Annotated in this window: 15 protein-coding genes and 2 tRNA genes; 4 read left to right on the top strand and 13 right to left on the bottom strand. The window is 63.6% G+C overall.

Annotated elements, in window-relative coordinates:
- Positions 1–24: 24 nt before the first annotated feature.
- Genes AB4Z43_RS13800 through AB4Z43_RS13825 form a run of 6 tightly spaced genes read right to left on the bottom strand, consistent with a single transcriptional unit; the run spans position 25 to position 6,029 of the window.
- Entirely contained in the window at positions 25–888 is an 864-nt protein-coding gene (locus AB4Z43_RS13800) for an RDD family protein (protein WP_441937920.1), read from the bottom strand.
- Entirely contained in the window at positions 875–1,894 is a 1,020-nt protein-coding gene (locus tag AB4Z43_RS13805) for a stage II sporulation protein M (RefSeq protein WP_441937922.1), read from the bottom strand. The genes AB4Z43_RS13800 and AB4Z43_RS13805 overlap by 14 nt, the downstream gene beginning before the upstream one ends.
- Positions 1,891–3,195 (bottom strand): DUF58 domain-containing protein, encoded by a 1,305-nt coding sequence (locus tag AB4Z43_RS13810; RefSeq protein WP_019857545.1) that lies wholly within the window; start codon positions 3,193–3,195, stop codon positions 1,891–1,893. The genes AB4Z43_RS13805 and AB4Z43_RS13810 overlap by 4 nt, the downstream gene beginning before the upstream one ends.
- Positions 3,192–4,148: an AAA family ATPase gene (locus AB4Z43_RS13815; RefSeq protein WP_019857546.1), complete on the bottom strand. Its 957-nt coding sequence runs from the start codon at positions 4,146–4,148 to the stop codon at positions 3,192–3,194. The genes AB4Z43_RS13810 and AB4Z43_RS13815 overlap by 4 nt, the downstream gene beginning before the upstream one ends.
- Complete coding sequence (locus tag AB4Z43_RS13820) at positions 4,135–5,349, bottom strand: DUF4350 domain-containing protein (RefSeq protein ID WP_441937925.1); 1,215 nt, start codon at positions 5,347–5,349, stop codon at positions 4,135–4,137. The genes AB4Z43_RS13815 and AB4Z43_RS13820 overlap by 14 nt, the downstream gene beginning before the upstream one ends.
- Entirely contained in the window at positions 5,346–6,029 is a 684-nt protein-coding gene (locus AB4Z43_RS13825) for a DUF4129 domain-containing protein (protein WP_441937927.1), read from the bottom strand. Before AB4Z43_RS13825 ends, AB4Z43_RS13820 begins: the two co-directional genes overlap by 4 nt.
- A gap of 90 nt (positions 6,030–6,119) precedes the next feature.
- Between AB4Z43_RS13825 and AB4Z43_RS13830 the strand changes: the two genes are divergently transcribed.
- A complete protein-coding gene (locus tag AB4Z43_RS13830; protein ID WP_441937929.1) occupies positions 6,120–6,902 on the top strand; it encodes a hypothetical protein in 783 nt (260 codons plus the stop codon).
- Between the two features lie 628 nt (positions 6,903–7,530).
- Here the strand turns inward: AB4Z43_RS13830 and AB4Z43_RS13835 are convergent.
- The 4 genes from AB4Z43_RS13835 to AB4Z43_RS13850 all read right to left on the bottom strand — a co-directional run bounded on the left by AB4Z43_RS13835 (position 7,531) and on the right by AB4Z43_RS13850 (position 11,240).
- Positions 7,531–9,210 carry a hypothetical protein gene (locus AB4Z43_RS13835; RefSeq protein WP_441937931.1) on the bottom strand — a complete coding sequence of 560 codons (1,680 nt, stop codon included), beginning with the start codon at positions 9,208–9,210 and terminating at the stop codon, positions 7,531–7,533.
- 180 nt (positions 9,211–9,390) lie between these two features.
- Positions 9,391–10,071, bottom strand: coding sequence for an outer membrane protein (locus AB4Z43_RS13840; RefSeq protein WP_019857552.1), 681 nt, complete (start codon positions 10,069–10,071; stop codon positions 9,391–9,393).
- A gap of 365 nt (positions 10,072–10,436) precedes the next feature.
- Positions 10,437–10,507, bottom strand: a tRNA-Cys gene (locus tag AB4Z43_RS13845).
- 100 nt (positions 10,508–10,607) lie between these two features.
- Positions 10,608–11,240, bottom strand: a complete 633-nt coding sequence (locus tag AB4Z43_RS13850) for a hypothetical protein (RefSeq protein WP_019857553.1) — start codon at positions 11,238–11,240, stop codon at positions 10,608–10,610.
- Positions 11,241–11,649: 409 nt separating this feature from the next.
- On the opposite strand from AB4Z43_RS13850, the gene AB4Z43_RS13855 reads away from it, so the two are divergent.
- Positions 11,650–11,904, top strand: a complete 255-nt coding sequence (locus AB4Z43_RS13855; RefSeq protein ID WP_223217745.1) for a hypothetical protein — start codon at positions 11,650–11,652, stop codon at positions 11,902–11,904.
- Positions 11,905–12,035: 131 nt separating this feature from the next.
- Here AB4Z43_RS13855 and AB4Z43_RS13860 read toward each other — a convergent pair whose 3' ends face one another.
- From AB4Z43_RS13860 to AB4Z43_RS13870, 3 genes are all read right to left on the bottom strand, one after another.
- A complete protein-coding gene (locus AB4Z43_RS13860) occupies positions 12,036–12,416 on the bottom strand; it encodes a cupin domain-containing protein (protein ID WP_019857555.1) in 381 nt (126 codons plus the stop codon).
- A 182-nt stretch (positions 12,417–12,598) separates the two neighbouring features.
- Positions 12,599–12,672, bottom strand: a tRNA-Gln gene (locus AB4Z43_RS13865).
- Positions 12,673–12,846: 174 nt separating this feature from the next.
- Complete coding sequence (locus AB4Z43_RS13870; protein WP_202379271.1) at positions 12,847–13,779, bottom strand: lysylphosphatidylglycerol synthase domain-containing protein; 933 nt, start codon at positions 13,777–13,779, stop codon at positions 12,847–12,849.
- 412 nt (positions 13,780–14,191) lie between these two features.
- Between AB4Z43_RS13870 and AB4Z43_RS13875 the strand changes: the two genes are divergently transcribed.
- Both AB4Z43_RS13875 and AB4Z43_RS13880 read left to right on the top strand, forming a co-directional pair.
- Positions 14,192–15,547 carry a Ppx/GppA phosphatase family protein gene (locus tag AB4Z43_RS13875; RefSeq protein ID WP_019857568.1) on the top strand — a complete coding sequence of 452 codons (1,356 nt, stop codon included), beginning with the start codon at positions 14,192–14,194 and terminating at the stop codon, positions 15,545–15,547.
- Positions 15,544–16,341 carry an RlmE family RNA methyltransferase gene (locus tag AB4Z43_RS13880; RefSeq protein ID WP_019857569.1) on the top strand — a complete coding sequence of 266 codons (798 nt, stop codon included), beginning with the start codon at positions 15,544–15,546 and terminating at the stop codon, positions 16,339–16,341. Before AB4Z43_RS13875 ends, AB4Z43_RS13880 begins: the two co-directional genes overlap by 4 nt.
- Positions 16,342–16,344 lie beyond the last annotated feature (3 nt).

Consider the following 16,344-nt stretch of genomic DNA (forward strand, 5'->3'; position numbering starts at 1 on the left):
GGCCAAACTCGGCTTGGCCCCGCGCTACCGCGCGTGTTTGTCCGCCTTGCGGTTGCCGAGCAGCAGCTTGCGCTCGAGATACGCCCGCAGATCACCGTAGTAGGCGGTCAAAAAGGCCTTTGAATCGATCGGTTCGACCTTCGCGCCGATCTTGCGGCCGATGGTCTCGGCAACTGCCTTCATCGCGGAATAATCGTCGCGGCGCAGCACGTCTTCCAGCTTGTGCAATTCGGCGATGCCATAGGCGTCGAGCTGCGCCGGGCTGAAATGGAAGCGCTTGTCGACCGGGTCCTTTCGCTGTGAAAGGTCCTCGACCAGCTTGAATTTCGGCGTCTCCACCACCCAGGTTCCGGCAAGCAGGTCGCCAATGCGCAGCCGGTCGCGGTTGAACAATAGAAACAGCGAAAACAGCAACGCCCACACCAGGCCGAAAATCGTCGACAGCGTGTCGGCGACGCCGGCGCCGCCGCGCGCGGCGATGATCGACAGCGGCAGGAAAACCTCGATCTCGCGCATCAGGTTGCGTGCGATGACCTGATCGATGGTGAGACCCGCGCCGCTGCGCGAGGCGACCCGCACGCCGACGATCCGCTTGCCGGGCGTCGCGGCCCGCCGCCCCGCCTCGAAGGCGATGAAATAGACGTTGCGCAGCAGGAAGATGAAGATGATCCAGACGATGAAGAGCGGCTCTGCCTCCTTCACACCAAGGCCGCCGAGGCCGAAGATGACGACGAGGGTGACCGCAATGGCGGCAGCGACGATGATCACCACATCGAGCAGGAAGGCTGAAGCCCGCGTACCGGCGTCCGCCAGCTTGACCCTGAGGTCGACACCTTCCGGCGTGATCAGCGGCCTTATCAGCTCGGCAGGGTTCCTAGCCGTTGCCATGCCGCACCATCCGGAACAGGTAGAAATAGGCGATCCACAAGGCCAGCATGCCGCCGCCAATGGCGTAGCGCGCCGCATCGCTGGTGATCGTCTGCCGGCCGATGCCCTCTAGCAGGCCGGCAAACAGAAGCATCATCATCGCGCCGACCATCACGGTCGCCGCCACCCGCCCGGCCTGGGCGGCGGCGGCCATCCGGGTCAGTTCGCCGGGAAAGGCGATGCGCGTGCCGATGCGCATGCCGGCCGCGCCCGCCAGCGCAATGGCGAACAGTTCCGTCGTGCCATGGATCGACAGCCAGCCGCCGAGCTCCAAGCCCAGCCCCTTGGCCGCATAGACCTGGAACAGCGCGCCCAGCATGCATCCGTTCATCAGGATGATCAGCACGCTCGGCACCGCGAAGACGAAGCCGAGAGCAAAGGCCAGGATCGCCACCTGCGTGTTGTGGGTGAACAGATAGGCGGCAAATCCGGACAGGAAGTGGCTGCTGCCGCCATCGTAGAGCACGCTGCGCAGCACTTCGGCAGACGAATCCGGGTTGCGCCCGCCGGCAAGGCTGGGCGCGATGATGGCGTCGTACCAACGCTTGTCGGAGGCGACCAGCCAGTAGCCGGCAATGGCGCCGACGACAGTCAGTGCGACCGACACCCAGGTCTCGCGCCACAGATCGCGGATTGCCGCCGGCCAGTCACGCAGGAAGAAATCGCCGACGCGCTGCCTCAAGCCGCGTCGCGCGCCATAGAGATAGAAGTACCCGCGTAGGCTGAGCGCCTCCAGATAGGCGATCAGCGCGCTGTCGAGCGACGTTGCACGGGCCACCGAGAGCGACGACAGCGCCGAACGATAGAGCAGGGGCAGCGACAGCAACTCGTCTTCCGAAAGCGTGCGCGGCGCGCGTTTTTCGACGCGGGCCAGCAGCGCCTCGAACGCCTTCCAGTCGGCCTCGCGCTCGTGGCGGAAGCTTGCCAGCGACTGGCGTACGGCATCGGTGCCTGCGGGCAGCGTCATAGGAGGTTTTCCTCCTTGAGCTGGATATAACGCTCGACCAGGGCCGGACCGAGCCGCTGATGGTCGGCCTCGATCACATGCGCGCCAAGCAGCCGCAGTCGCCCGATCACCACTTGCCGCTCCCGAAGCAGGCCGCCCGCGGTGACCGCGCGGGCCACATCCTCGGGTTTCGCAGGCTGCATGTCGGCCAGCGTCTCCAGTTCGACATCCTTCATCAGCATGAACAGCACCAGATGCCGCTCGGTCAGCCTGCCGACGGTGCGTAGCATCAATTCGGCGCTGATCGGGTCGACGAAATCGGTGAAGACGATGACCAGCGAGCGACGGTCGAGCTTGGCCGCCAATGTCGTCAGCGCCAGCGTGAAATTGGTCTCCGCGCTGGAATAGTCGATCTCGGCCGCACGCTTCTGGATCATCGTGAAACTCGGCGAGCCGCGCACCGCGCCGCTCGAGACGCGGGGCGTGGCATCAAAGGAGAACAGGCTGACGAGGTCGCCGCCCTTGAGCGCAATGAAGGCCGACAGAAGTGCTGCCGTTACCGCCCGGTCGACTTTCGGCACGCCGTCGACCGGCTCGCACATCAGCCGGCCGCTGTCGATCGCCAGCACGATGTTGTTGTTCTCCTCGACCCTGAACTCACGCGCTAGAAGCTTGCCGTGGCGTGCGCTGCGCTTCCAGTCGATCATCCGCCGGCCCATACCTGGCTGATAGTCCTTCAGCGCCTCGAACTCGCGACCCTGGCCGGCTCGCCTCTGCGCGTGGCCGTCGGCCAGCGCGGAGCGCTGCAGCAAGGTGATGGCCTCATCGCGCGCGCTGCTGACGTCGGGCAGCACCGCCACCTTGCGGTCCATCGGCAGCACGACCTGGTTCCAGGTCAGTCCGAACGGGCCTTTCCAGCGCAGCCAGACTCGGTCGAAACTGGCAATGCCGCGCCGGCGCGCCGTGAATTCGAGATCGAGCGTGCCGCCATTCGCGGGCAACGCACCGCCTGTGCGGCTGACCGGCTCCACACGCTGATCGTGGCCGACACGCGCTTGCAGCATGCGCGCCCGCTGGCCGAGGCTGGCCGCGACGTGCACGGTAAAGCGTCCGCCGACGCCGACCTGCGGCGGCGCCGAGAGACTGGCGCTGAGCGAGGCACGCCCACGCCCGGCCGCCGCGTCGACAGCGAGAAATGCCAGCAGCGCGCAGATCCACAGCAGGCCCAGATACCAGACATGCGGCAGCGCAAGCGCGATCAGGAAGGCAGGGATCGCCCCGGCCGCCGCAGCCCACACCGCTCTGCCGGTCGGGTAGATCAACGCGGCGCCTCCGTCTGGTCGACGAGATCGGACACGATCTGCTCGACAAGCCGCCCATCGATCTGCGCCGCCGGCGACAGGATGACGCGGTGGCGCAGCGCCGGTATGGCGAGCGCCTTGACGTCGTCGGGGATGACATAGGCGCGGCCGTCGAGAGCCGCCCTGGCGCGTGCCGCGCGCGCCAGCATGGCGCCCGCCCGTGGGCTGGCGCCAACCTCGAGGTCCGGGCTTTCGCGCGTGCGGCGCACAAGGGCAGCGATATAGCCGACGACATCGTCAACCAGCGTCACCTCACCAACCGTGGCAAGTGCCGCCTCCATCGTCTTGCGGTCCGTCTGCGCCTTGATGCCGTATTGCGCGATATCATGCGAGGCGGTGCCGCCGCCGTGATGCACGATGATAGCCTGTTCCTCCTTGAGATCGGGATAGCTCACCCGGTGCTTGAACAGGAAGCGGTCGAGTTGCGCCTCGGGCAGGGGGTAGACACCCTGATGCTCGATCGGGTTCTGCGTCGCCACCACCATGAAGTTCTGGCTGAGCGCATGCGTGGCGCCGTCGAAGGTGACGGCGTGTTCCTGCATGGCCTCCAGAAGGGCGGCCTGCGTCTTCGGCGGCGTGCGGTTGATCTCGTCGGCGAGCAAAAGGTCGCAGAAGATCGGCCCGCGCGTCAGCGTGAACTGCCCGCTCTGGAAATTGTAGATGTTGGAGCCGACGATATCGCCAGGCATCAGGTCGGGCGTGAACTGGATGCGGCCATAGGCGACGCCAAGTGCTTGCGCGAAGCATCGCGCGGTCATGGTCTTGGCGGTTCCCGGCGGGCCTTCCAGCAATATGTGGCCGCCGGCAAACAATGCCGTCAGCATCAGATCGACCGTGTCGCGCTGCCCGGTGATCGCTTTCGCCACTTCTTCCCTGATCGCGGTCGCCAGGGCCTTCACATCATCGACGTTCACCGAGCCTCCTTGTCGTCCATTCATGCAGCGCTTCCGCTGCCTCATGCATTTGCGCCAGGGTCCTGGCTTCGCTCGCGGCCTTGAAGCGGCGGCTGAAGCCCTGCGTTTCGCTTCGGTCGCGGGAATCGAGCCAGCGGTCGAGCGCTTCGCCCGGCAAGCCTTGCGGCGCGCTGAGCAATGCGCCGGCACGCGCACGCATCAGCGTCGCATACCGATCGCCGAGCTGCCCGAGCCGCCCGGCGCGCTTCAGGAGCATCGCGGTGGTGTCGACCAGCGCCCGCTTGCCGAAGGCAATCGCCCGGGCCTCGGAGCGCGGCGGTCCGAACCTGCCGAGCCCATGCAGGAAGGCAAGGGCGGCCGCCGCCAGCACCGACAGCGTCAGCGCCAGGAAGGGTGGCTCGACCAAAAGCTTGGCGAGATCGTATTTCTGCCCGACGCCATGCAGCGTCAGGTCGAACATCACGGCGCCCTTTCCGGGCTCCAGCATGGCGATCATGTCCAGTGCCGCCGCCGCCTTTTGCGGATCCTTCAGCGCCGCGTTGTTGATCAGATCGGGGTCGGTCAGGATGTAGAACGGCTCGTCGTCGAGCTCGGTGAGAATGGCCTTGCCGTTGCCCGCCGCGATCAAGGGGTGGTCATCCGCCACCCATTGCAGGTCTTCCGGCGCGGTGACCATGCGGCCTGCGACGTCGATCTGCCCGACCGAACTCTTGCCTTCGCCGAGCTTGGCCTTGGCGATGCGGCCGAGCCAGTCGTTGACGGCCGTGTCGGGCAGCCGTTCGAGCTTCATCTCCCAGCCTTCATGGTCTTGCAGCGGCAAGGTGATCCATTTGGGCAACACGAACAGCGTGGCCTTGCGCGAGCGAAGCTTGATGATCCTTGCCAGCGCGGCCGGGTCGCTGTTTGGCGCGATGGTGACGATCAGCAGGAATTCGGACGCCAGGCCGGAGCCGAGCGCTTCCTCGCTGCGCGCCATGGGTGGCTCCTGTCCATTGGCGAGTTTCAGCCATTCGACGAGCCCGCCATAGCCGGAGCCGCCCTTGGAGAGCGGCGTGCCGCCGCCTTCCGGCTGGCGAAAGTCCGGCGCGTAGGTCGACAGCAGGAAAAACCCCGCTGCGGCCAGCAAGCTGGCAAAGATGCCCCAGAACAGGGTTTTGCGGCTGAACGGTTCCTGCGCGGCGTCGACCGCTGGCGCGCTCATGTCCAGGCATCCCTGAAGACGAAGCGTTCATAGGCGCCACGCGCCTGCTGCCAGCCTTCCGCTCCGACCGGCCGGCGGGCAAACAGCGCTGCCTCGACAATGCGCGCGATCTCACTGAAGGCGCTGCGTGCCCGCGCCGGCAACGATGTGGCGCTGGCGATGTCGCGTGAAGTGAGCGACGGGCGCAGAAAGTCGGGCAGCCGCCCGGCAATGTCGGCGACGCTGCGGCGAAGCAGAAGATGCACCGCCTCGTCATACTCGCCGTGCGCAGCGAGTGCGTCGGCCTCGGACAGCAGGATCTGCGCGGCACTCGCATTCGGGCGCCATGCCTCCTCCGCCTCTGCCTCCTTACGGGCGCGCCGCCACGGCAGGCGCCATGCCACGCCCTTGGCTTCGAGGGCAACGAGAAGCGCGATGACCGCGACGCCGACGATCACCGCGCCCCAGAACAGGTAGATCATGTAAGGGCCGATCTTCGCCAATGCCTCCAGAAAAGGCCGCAGCCATTCCGGCGGCTCGGGCTGCACCAGTGTCGGCAAGTCAAACTGGATGGAATCGTCCGCAAGCAACTGCTTGTGTATCTTTGCCAGCCATTCGGCGTTCTGCGGCTGTGCGACTGTCACCCGCTCGCCCCTCTGCACCTGCGGTTCGGTGTCGACACTGGCAATACGCCTGGACAATTGCAAGTCCACTGGACGAAGCCTTTTAATCTTGGCAGATTTACTTTCGAGGTTGGTTGTTTGGATGTTGCGGCGGCTCGGGGGAATATCATGACCACTGCGACATTGGGACAACCCGGCCGGTTCGAGATCGGCAGGGTGTTCAACAACACCTTTGCCGTCTTAGGCCGCAACATCGGGCTTTGCCTTGGCCTTGCCGCGCTGTTCGCCGGCGTGCCGTCGCTGCTTGTCCGGTTGTGGAGCCAGCCGCAGGTCGACGCGATGTTGCGTGGTGATCCGGGTGCGATGGTGGATCCCCATGCGATGTTCCGCAATTCCTATCTCAGGCTCGTCGCCGGGCTGGTTTCCTTCGTTTTCACCATGCTGCTTCAGTCGTCACTGGTCCGGGCGACGATCGAGGACCTGAACGGCAGGCGGCCCTCCTTCGGCGACTGTATTCAGATTGCGATCCGCTTCCTGCTGCCGACGCTGGCGATTGGCTTCCTCGTCGCCTTTGGCTCGGTCCTTGCCATGCTGGCCCTGATCGTGCCCGGCATCATCTTGTGGCTCGGATGGTCGATGTCGGTGCCGGTCCTGATCCAGGAGCGGCGTGGCGTTTTCGGCTCGATGTCACGCAGCCGTGCCCTGACCAAGGGAAACAGCTGGTCGCTGTTTGGCCTGTTTCTCATATTGATGATCATCGCGATGGTCATCCAGTGGGGGATATTGCTGGTTTTCTTCCTGTTTGGCGGGATTCTGGCGCAGCTGGGCGCCGCGCTGGTGCAGACCGTGATCTCCATGGTGCTGTCGATCGCCGCCGCGGTCAGTTATGTCGAACTGCGCCAGGTCAAGGAAGGCGCAAGCATCGACGAACTGGCGCAGATATTCTCGTAGCGGACGGCGCCATTCACATGAGGGCGACAGCCCACTTCAACGACGGAATGGTTTGCGCGCTCGTCCGACACATGCCTGACGAACTGGGTCGGGGGTGATCACGCTTGAGGATGGCTCTGCCGAGCCCGGCCAATTGCGGCAGCTTCATCAAAATGGATGGCGACTTTCATCCGCGCTTGTGGTGGCATCCAGCCCAATTGGAGAGCGGACCGCCGGAGCAACAGGTCCATATTCCGGTGAGTGGGCCAACTCCCTCATTGAGCGGCCTCTTCATAGGCTCCGACCGAGGATAGTCGATATGTATGATCCTGCCGAGAGGAACAAGAGGCCGGCTCGCACCCAACCAGCCGAAGATGAGCGGCTGGCGCGGCTCGAGAAAACGGCCAGGCTCAAGCGGCTTCGGTCCTACGCTTCCTGGCTTGCACCTGATGCATACGCCCAATTTCATGATGAGATCGACTGCTCTGCGCTAATCGAGGAAAGCCGTTCATTCAGCCTGGCCTGATCGGCTGATGCCGCCGCGCCGCGGCCATAAGATCCTGATCCAAGGCTCGGTCTGTGCGGTGGCGGCTCGGGCTTCCATCTCCTGAAGGTCGGCTTCGAATAGGAACATCGTCAGATCGGAATCTCAGTGACCGCAGCCGCGCTGCACGCTCGTTCGGCACAGGCATGACGAGCTGATCGCCACATCCGCCTTGACCAGCGCCGTGGCGAGTCTTGCCTGCAGGGCCAGCAACTCCTCGCTCTCGCCACGCCGCCGCAAACATTCCACCAGCCCGTGCAGCGCCCAGACATTGTCCGGGTGCTGGGCGCAGCGCTGCACCTTGCCGGTGAGGCCGAGATCGTCGCGATAGACCTGCTCGGCCTCTTGCATGTGGCCCTGGTCGAGAAGCAGTGCCGCCAGCGCATGGCGGGGCGGGTGCATCCACGCCCATGGCTCGGTGTAGGAGAGGTTGTCATCCAGCTCGACTGCCTGGCGCAAATGGCCATAGGCCTCCTCGTGCCGGCCCTGATGGTAGGCAAGCTCGCCGTCGAGCAAGGCGGCACCGACAGCGAGCGAGGCGCGGGTCGGGTTGCTGAGGAAACGCCGTTCGGGCGGAATGGTCTCCATATGCCGGTGGAACCGGTCGCGCTCGCGCTCGGCTTCCGTGAATTGCCTCAGCGTCGCATGCGCGACACCCTTGGCATAGTGCTGCATGGCCGCCGTCAGCACATACAGGCCGGGCTCTTCGACCGCCGGTTCGGCGATGATCTCCTGCCAGCGGCCGAAGCGCACCTGCACATGCGATTTCATCGCATGATAGCCTTCCACGGTCTGGGCGAGTTTTGGGCGGTCTTGGATGCCGACCACGTCTCGCGTCACTAGGCTGCGCACCTTGTCGGCGGCCCACAGCGCTGGCCGATACTGGGCAAGGAACATGCATGTGAACATCATCAGATGCAGATCGTGACAGCAGCCGAGCAGATAATAGGTCGGCTCATCGGCATAGGCGAGATAGAGGTCGTTGGCGCGGACCGCCTTTTCGCTGGCGATCCTCGCCTTCTCATAGTCGCCGCACAGCACGTAGATATGCCCAGGCATATGGTTCATGTGCCCGGCATCCGGGCAAATTTCGCCGAGCCGGTCGGCCGAGCGCAAGCCGCGTTCCGGCATGGTCGACATTTCCAGGAGATGGATGTGCAGGTGCAGGATCGCCGGGTGTTGTGAGGCACCTGCCTCGTCGGCAAGCCGGATCGACCGCTCGCAAACCTCCAGGGCTTCCAGCACGTCGGAATTCGGTGCCGGTTCCCCCGTCTTGAGGTTCCACAGCCGCCGCACCGTGCGCATCATCAGCGCCTCGACCAGCAGCGCCATCACATCATGATCGTCAGGAAAATCGTGGTAAACCCGCCGCATCGTGGCGGCATAGGCATCATCCCATCGTTCGAAATCCTGTGGTCTCACCTTGTGCGGCTTCTGAAAGCGAGAGGCCAGCGCCTCGATCAATCGCCGTTCGATCTCGCTGGCGCCAGCCGCATGGGCGCGCGCCAGCTGGACATGCTGGAAGCAGCGCCTGGTCGCGCTGTTGGCCTCGGCCTCGCCATGTTCCTTCCAGGTCAGATTGTAGAAGGGCCCGGCGGCATAGGCGATGCCCCAATGCACCATCGCGCAGCCGGGATCGGTCTGCAACGCCTTCTCAAAACACTTGATGCCTTCCTCGTGGTTGAAGCCGTAACACCAGTTGAGCCCGATATCGAACCAGCGCTGGGTCTCAGTGGAGCGGGTGGAGATCGGGCGGCGATAGGTGCCGAGGTTGAAGTGGTCCATTTCCCGGCTCGTCTGACTCATTGTCTTTGTCAGACAAGCGCAGTCGGTGTGCCCAAAGCTTTCTGACCTTCGGCACGATCTGGACTAGCTTGCGGTTTGGCTATTTTCCCCCGCATATCCGCATCACACGCACCGATATTTGGAACTGCTGTGCGGGTGACCTGAGACAGGATCTGCAAATCAGAATTTATAGGCGATCCCGATTCGGACCTCGTTGGTCTTGAGGTGTTCGTGCTCTTCCCAACCCGAGTCAGTGTTATCGGTTGCAGTCGTGACCTTGCCGAAATCTGTATAGCGATATTCGGCCTGGCCGACCCAGTTTTTATTGAAAGCGTAAGCGAGGCCCGCGCCGACCGTCCAGCCGGCCTTGATTGTCGACTTGGAATCCGTTGCCGGCCCGTCTTCGAATTTCGTGTGAATGTCTCCCAGCGCCAAACCGCCGGTGACATAGGGCATCCAGTTGTCAAAGGCATAACCCAGGCGTCCGCGCAATGAGCCCTGAGCGTCGATATGGGTATTGTCGTCAGTTCCGAACGGCCAGTCCGGGTTGTGGCCGACAATTCCGGAGGCCTCGATATCGCCTTCGACGCCGCCGACGATATTGCCCCATTGCATGTTATAGCCGGCAAAAATACCGCCGGTGACCCCACGGAGCCTGAAGCTATCCGAATAATCTGAATCGCCGCTGGCGATGTTCTCGTCCTGGATATGGTCCTTGCCCCAAGCGTAACCGATCTGGCCGCCGATATAGGCGCCTGTCCAATCATACGTGGATGCGACCGGAAGTTCATTCACAACATCGGCCGCCATGGCCGAGGAAAGGGTGGCGCCAAAAAATGCTGCTGCCAAAATGTATTTCATAGTCTGTCCCCGCCTGAAGCTATGCCTGACCCGAGCTCTATGTATCAGTATCACAGGAATTGCCTTACGGAACGCAATTGCATGGTTGAAGCGCACGCTTTCCCCAAAGCATGTTGCTACGGCGCAACAAAAAGGCGTTTTGGAGGGCCATTTGGCCTGTTTCCAAACGATTGTCGCCCCGATCTTCGAGTTCGCGGAGGAGCCGCGTTTCCACGGCGAGCCGGCCGCGGCTGGATTCCCTCGCCATCAATGTGTGCCTCCAAGCAAGCGCCATGGTGGCACCGCCGCTGTTTAAGAGGGTAGGCTGGCGTCTCTGACAAGAAAGCCACCCTGCTTGTGCGTGGCGTGGGCGGCTTTGAAAATCGAGGTCTGAATGGGAATGGAACCCATTACGTCGGTTTTGCAGACCGATGCGTCACCGTACCGCCATCAGACCGTGCTGGTGTTATGGTCATACCACCAACGCGCGTCAACCTTGCTGCAGGCGCTCCCCCCTGCGCGGTTTGGGTGAAGGGATTGTCGGTGGCGCGCCGCCCTTAGTTGGTCTCTTCGCGCGGCGCCTCGCTTTGCCAGCCGGCCAGCTCCGGTAGGTCGTCGAGCCAGCTTTTCTCGCTCATTAAAGCATCGCTGGCCTGCGGTGCGGCCTCCGTGGCGTTTTGAATCAGCCAGTCCACCCACTTCCGATAGGCGACCGGATCCAGTTGCGGCGGCAGCACCTTGGCCTTGGCCAGCATGCGTTTGCGGAAACTGGTTTGCCTGCGCAGTTTGGTCGTCGTGAACTTGATGACCTTGCCTTGATAGTCGACCGTCCAGCGGTCGCCTCCAAGACTGACAAGGCTGTCGATGGAGAAACCGGCTTCGACCGGTCGATCCCGCCAAGGAAGCTCGATGGCATTCTTTCTCAGATCGAGTGCCCATCGCCTATAATCGAAACCCGCGCGCTGCGGCGGCAGCACACCGGCCTGTTCGAGCATCTTCCTGCGGAAGGTCGGCTGCTTCTTGAGCTGGCCGGTCGTGAACTCGACGCGATGCCCACGAAACTCGACATGCCAACGGATCCTTCCGTTGCCGACATACTTCACCAGCCTGTCGATGAGGAATTCACCATCGGCAAGCGTCACGCAGCCTTGGCGGATGCTTTCGTGAATGAACTCGGTGTCAGTGACCATTATCCGGCCTCGTGCTGGAAACTTCTACGCAACTTAGCCATTGGAACGCACCTGCCACCATCAATCTTTTTCACTCCGGAAATCTCACCTGCCTCAAGCCGCCCAAAGTGACGCGCCGTGCGTGTTCTCGGACGGGAAGCTTGTTTCAGGTGCGGCGCATCAGCCAGCCCGCGCTTGCTGTCGGCTGCCTTGAGGCCTTCCATCCTGACAAGAATGTGCAAGCCGTCGTGTTACGGTCTGTCATGTCATCGATCTGATAGCCATCGAAGCAATGGGAGAGTTCGCCACGTCCAGGATCAACCGCCGCGCCTTGCTTTTCCACTCCGGCAGCGCAGCCGTCGCCTCGACGGTTGCGGCAACCGCACGCGCCACAGGGTCGCCGGGCCGAGACCAGGAACCGTCAGATAGATTGCGAGAGCTGATTGAGGCGCACAGGATTGCATATGCGGCGTTCGGCAAGGCGCTGCACGATTTAGGCGGCGACTCCGGCGGAGCCAGCCGGGAGGAGGAGAGGGCGCTGCTCGCCATCTGCGGCCATGCCGCGGTCGAGGAAGGCGATCGCCTGGCCAAGGCCCGATATCTTCTGGAGATAGAGGCGCGCGGCGAACTCGACCTCCCGGAGCATATGCAGGCTGTTCTTCGATCGACAATGTGGAAGGGATGAGGCGACCGGCGCGCAACCACGACAATGTCACCGCGCTGATGGGCGCGGCGGTTGTTCGCTACATATTCATGCCGCGCCAACAGTCTCGCGGCCCGACGCGAGCCTTTTAGCCAGCAGGTTTGCAGCCTGCCCTACGCCGGCTTGGCGTATTGCTCGGCGCTCATGACTTCGATGCAGACGAAGCGTTCGTTGCCTTCCACCCAGGCGTCGTGGCCGGGCGGGATGGTATAGGACGTACCCTTCGTGAACGTCTTCTGGGTCCCGTCATTCATCTTGATGGTGATGGTTCCGGACACGACGTAGCCGACATGCGATACCTGACAGCTATCCGTCTTGACGACCGGCTTCACGCATTCGGACCATTTCCATCCCGGCTCCATATTGAGCCGCCCGAGCGTAAAGCCTGGAAGCCGCACCACCTCGACGCGTGTCTTGGCGGGCGAGCGAACCTCATCCGGGTTGTCGTGAGATTTGGATTCAAACTTGGTGACATTCATTCCACCATCGGCCATGGCATCCTCCCATACGCGACGCGGAGTCCAATGCTGGCACCTTTCCATTATATTAGCAATTGCTTTTATATCTGCGAAGGTCGACCACAGCCGCGCTCACCACCTGAACGGGTGACCTGGAATGGCCTGCATCAGGACATAAAGTTCTGTGTAAGCTGCTGATTCAAATTATGAATAAAGAGTGGCTGGGGAACCTGGATTCGAACCAGGACTAACGGAGTCAGAGTCCGTGGGTCTACCGTTAACCTATTCCCCAGCAAGCGCGGTCATGGACCGCGCGGGCCGAACGGCTGAGCCGCTTGAGCGCTGCCTTGTAGCCGCCAGCGGAAAATAGTCAAGCCTGCTGTGTGGTTCAATCGCTCCGTTTTGACAGCTGGTTTCAGACGCCGGGGTTCAGGTGCGCGGGCGGGCACAAAATCCCATCCGCGCCTCAGCTCTCTGTCCGGCTGAACTGCGAACGCTCGAAGAACAGCACCACGCCCAGGCCCAGAATCAGCGGGATGATCAGGTAAAACAGCCGGAACACCAGCAGTGCCGCCAGCACGCCGACCGGCTCCATGTCGGAAAGGCCGGTGAGGAAGACCACCTCGAACACGCCCAACCCGCCCGGCGCGTGCGAGATCTGGGCGATCGAGAAGGAGACGAGGAAGACTCCAAGCACGACGAAATAGCCGGGATTGTGCGCCTCGGGCAGGGCGAAGAAGATGATCGCCGCGGCGGCAATCAGTTCGATCGGGCCGATCAGCAATTGCCTGGCGACGATCGGCAATGCCGGATAGTGCAGTTGGAAGCTGGCGATCTTCAGCGGGCGCAGATGCAGCCAGCTGCCGAAGATGTAGGCGGCGACGAGGAGCAGCATCGCGATGCCCGCCGCTTCCGACAGGCCATGATGGGCGACGCCCGAGAACCGATCGATGATCTGAGGCTCGAACACCAGCACGAGGCCGGAGGCGAGAATCGTCGACAGCACGAAGGTGATCCAGCAGATCGCCACCAGCACGCCGACATCCTGGCCGGTCAGGCCCCTTGTGCCATAGGCACGGTAGCGGATGACGGCGCCGGAAAAGACCGATCCGCCGATATTGTGCGACAGCGCATAGGTGGTGAAGGAACACAGCGTCACGAACAGCCACGACACACGCTTGCCGATATGCAGCAGCGCGATGTGGTCGTAGCCGGCGAGCGCGGCATAGGCGATGACGGAACTCAGCGCTGCCAACAGCCAGCCGCGGGTTGGGATGGCGGCGAGCCCATCCCAGACATCGTCGAGCGAAATGCCGCGCAGTTCATGCCAGAGCAGCAGCAGCGAGAAGATCACCGCGGCGATGCCGACGATCGGCCAGAAATAGCGTTTCCAGTTCATTGCCTGACTGCCATGCGCTGCGTGCCCGCTTCCTTTTCGCTTGATGGTGGGAGCCCGGCCGCCCGGTGACTTCCATTCATTTCAGAAATGCCTCATTGAAGCCGGCTATTCAACCGCGAACACATGTCGCGCCGGCCGCCGGCAAGATCTGCCCGCAGCGAAAGCAGCGCAAACGGCAGGCGACAAGGCATCGGCTGCGGCCAGCGTTGCCTTCGCCGGCATCCGCGCTACCAATCCAGCCTTGCGGGTCCATTACGCGGTGGCGCAAAAGGGCCGTCTCGCCCAGCCGGCAAAATTCGGCATGCGGCTCTTGGTGATCGGCCACGGCACTGTTAGTCTGGCGGCAACTTGAAACATGCCAAAGCGCCTGCTGCGTCCTTCACCGGTTCGCGCGGCGCCGGAAGGAACGACAGTGGAAGACCGCGACACCGGCGCAGGCGCGTCGGAGGTGGGCGCGTCCAGCGCTTCCCCAGGGCCATCGGGCTCGGGGACTGCCGGCTGGCAGCAACGCCGCCCGACGGAGCCGCGCTCCGCCGCTGGGCAGGCGGGCGACGCGCCCCATCACCAGAAGGGCAAGCCCAAGAAGCGGCGCAAGCGAAGGCGCGGCCGCAAGGTTTTTGCGCGCGACGAAACGCAGGGCAATCGATCGCCGGTGCCAGGCCAGGCCGCCCCGGCTTTGGAAGCGAAGCAGCCGACGGCGCCGGCAATCTCCCCCGTCGCTCAAGCGCCGCGCCCCGAACAGGGCACGCGCCGGCCGCCGGTGCATGAGCTGCCGGTCTTTGCGGCCCTCGACCTCGGCACCAACAATTGCCGGCTGCTGGTCGCCGTTCCCACACGGCATGGCCAGTTCCGCGTCATCGACGCCTTCTCGCGCATCGTCAGGCTGGGCGAGGGGCTCACCGCCAATGGCCGGCTCGGCCAGCCGGCGATGGATCGCGCCGTCGAGGCGTTGAAGATCTGCGGTGATAAATTGCGCAGCCGCAAGATCAGGAAGGCCAGGCTGATCGCCACGGAAGCCTGCCGCTCCGCGGAGAACGGCGTCGAATTCCTCGAACGCGTCGAGCGCGAGGCCGGCCTGAAGCTCGAGATCATCGACCGCCAGACCGAGGCGCGGCTGGCGGTGTCCGGCTGCGGCTCGCTGGTCGAGCGCGACACGCAGGGCGTCGTCTTGTTCGACATCGGCGGCGGCTCTTCGGAGATCGCGCTGATCGATCTCACCGGCCGCCGCTCGCCGCGGCTCGCCAACCATATCGTCTCGTGGACGTCGCTGCCGGTCGGCGTCGTCTCTCTGGCCGAGCGCTTTGGTGGCCGTACCGTCACGCGCGAGATCTTCAACGCCATGGTCGACGATGTCGCCGGCCGGTTGGCGAGCTTCGACGGTCGCGACCGGCTGAGCCACCTCAAGGCCAGCCCGAATTTCCATCTGCTCGGCACGTCCGGCACGGTGACGACGCTGGCCGGCGTCCACCTAGATCTCGAGCGTTACGACCGTCGTCGGGTCGACGGGCTGTGGATGGACCGCGACAGCGTCGACCGCATGGTGGAACGACTGGTCGGCTGGGATTTCCAGCAGCGCTGCGCCAACCCTTGCATCGGCGCCGACCGCGCCGATCTGGTGCTGGCCGGCTGCGCTATCCTCGAAGCGATCCGCGCCGTCTGGCCCTCGGAGCGGCTGCGCGTCGCCGACCGTGGCCTGCGCGAAGGCATATTGAGCGAGCTGATGGCCGATGACGGCGTCTGGCGCAACGATGGGCGTGGCCGACAATGACCAAGAAACCGGAAAATCCAGGATCAGCCAGCATTCGCGTGCTGAAGACGCGGATCAAGAAGAAGAGCGGCCTGAAGGAATCGTCGCGACGTTGGCTGCAGCGCCACATCAACGATCCCTATGTCCAGCGCTCGAAGGCCGACGGCTATCGCTCGCGCGCGGCCTACAAGCTGATCGAGATCGACGACAAGCACCATCTGCTGAAGCCCGGCATGAAGGTGATCGACCTCGGTGCCGCCCCCGGCGGCTGGTGCCAGGTCGCGGCCGCACGCACGAAATCGACGGCGGAAAATCCGCATGTCGTCGGCATCGACTATCTGGAGATGGACGCCGTGCCCGGCGCGCCGGTGCTGTTGATGGATTTCCTGGATCCGGATGCGCCGCGCAAGCTCGCCGAAGCGCTGGGTGGGGACCCGGATGTCGTGCTGTCCGACATGGCGGCGCCAACCACCGGCCATAAGCGCACCGACCACATCCGCACCATGCATCTGTGCGAGGTGGCGGCCGATTTCGCGCTGTCCGTCCTGAAACCGGGCGGCCATTTCCTCGCCAAGACTTTTCAGGGCGGCGCCGAGAACGAACTGCTCTCCATGCTCAAGAAGAATTTCCGCTCCGTCCACCACGTCAAGCCGCCGGCCTCGCGCGATGAATCGGTCGAGCTTTATCTGTTGGCCAAAGATTTTAAGGGGCGAGAGTCCGGTCCGCCGTCAGGCGGATCGGAACGTCCAGTGGACGTTCCGAAGGACTCGAGCGCCCGGAGCCATAGCGAAGGGCCGGGGGACGCTGACCGCTGAGCC

The organism is Mesorhizobium sp. 2RAF45, from assembly GCF_052115225.1.
GTDB lineage: Bacteria > Pseudomonadota > Alphaproteobacteria > Rhizobiales > Rhizobiaceae > Mesorhizobium > Mesorhizobium jarvisii.

Bases quoted from the DNA above. Each gene is read 5' to 3' on its own strand.
- AB4Z43_RS13830 (WP_441937929.1), top strand. From the start codon at position 6,120: ATGACCACTGCGACATTGGGACAACCCGGCCGGTTCGAGATCGGCAGG.
- AB4Z43_RS13850 (WP_019857553.1), bottom strand. From the start codon at position 11,240: ATGGTCACTGACACCGAGTTCATTCACGAAAGCATCCGCCAAGGCTGC.
- AB4Z43_RS13835 (WP_441937931.1), bottom strand. From the start codon at position 9,210: ATGGACCACTTCAACCTCGGCACCTATCGCCGCCCGATCTCCACCCGC.
- AB4Z43_RS13880 (WP_019857569.1), top strand. From the start codon at position 15,544: ATGACCAAGAAACCGGAAAATCCAGGATCAGCCAGCATTCGCGTGCTG.
- AB4Z43_RS13800 (WP_441937920.1), bottom strand. From the start codon at position 888: ATGGCAACGGCTAGGAACCCTGCCGAGCTGATAAGGCCGCTGATCACG.
- AB4Z43_RS13840 (WP_019857552.1), bottom strand. From the start codon at position 10,071: ATGAAATACATTTTGGCAGCAGCATTTTTTGGCGCCACCCTTTCCTCG.
- AB4Z43_RS13860 (WP_019857555.1), bottom strand. From the start codon at position 12,416: ATGGCCGATGGTGGAATGAATGTCACCAAGTTTGAATCCAAATCTCAC.
- AB4Z43_RS13870 (WP_202379271.1), bottom strand. From the start codon at position 13,779: ATGAACTGGAAACGCTATTTCTGGCCGATCGTCGGCATCGCCGCGGTG.
- AB4Z43_RS13820 (WP_441937925.1), bottom strand. From the start codon at position 5,349: ATGAGCGCGCCAGCGGTCGACGCCGCGCAGGAACCGTTCAGCCGCAAA.
- AB4Z43_RS13805 (WP_441937922.1), bottom strand. From the start codon at position 1,894: ATGACGCTGCCCGCAGGCACCGATGCCGTACGCCAGTCGCTGGCAAGC.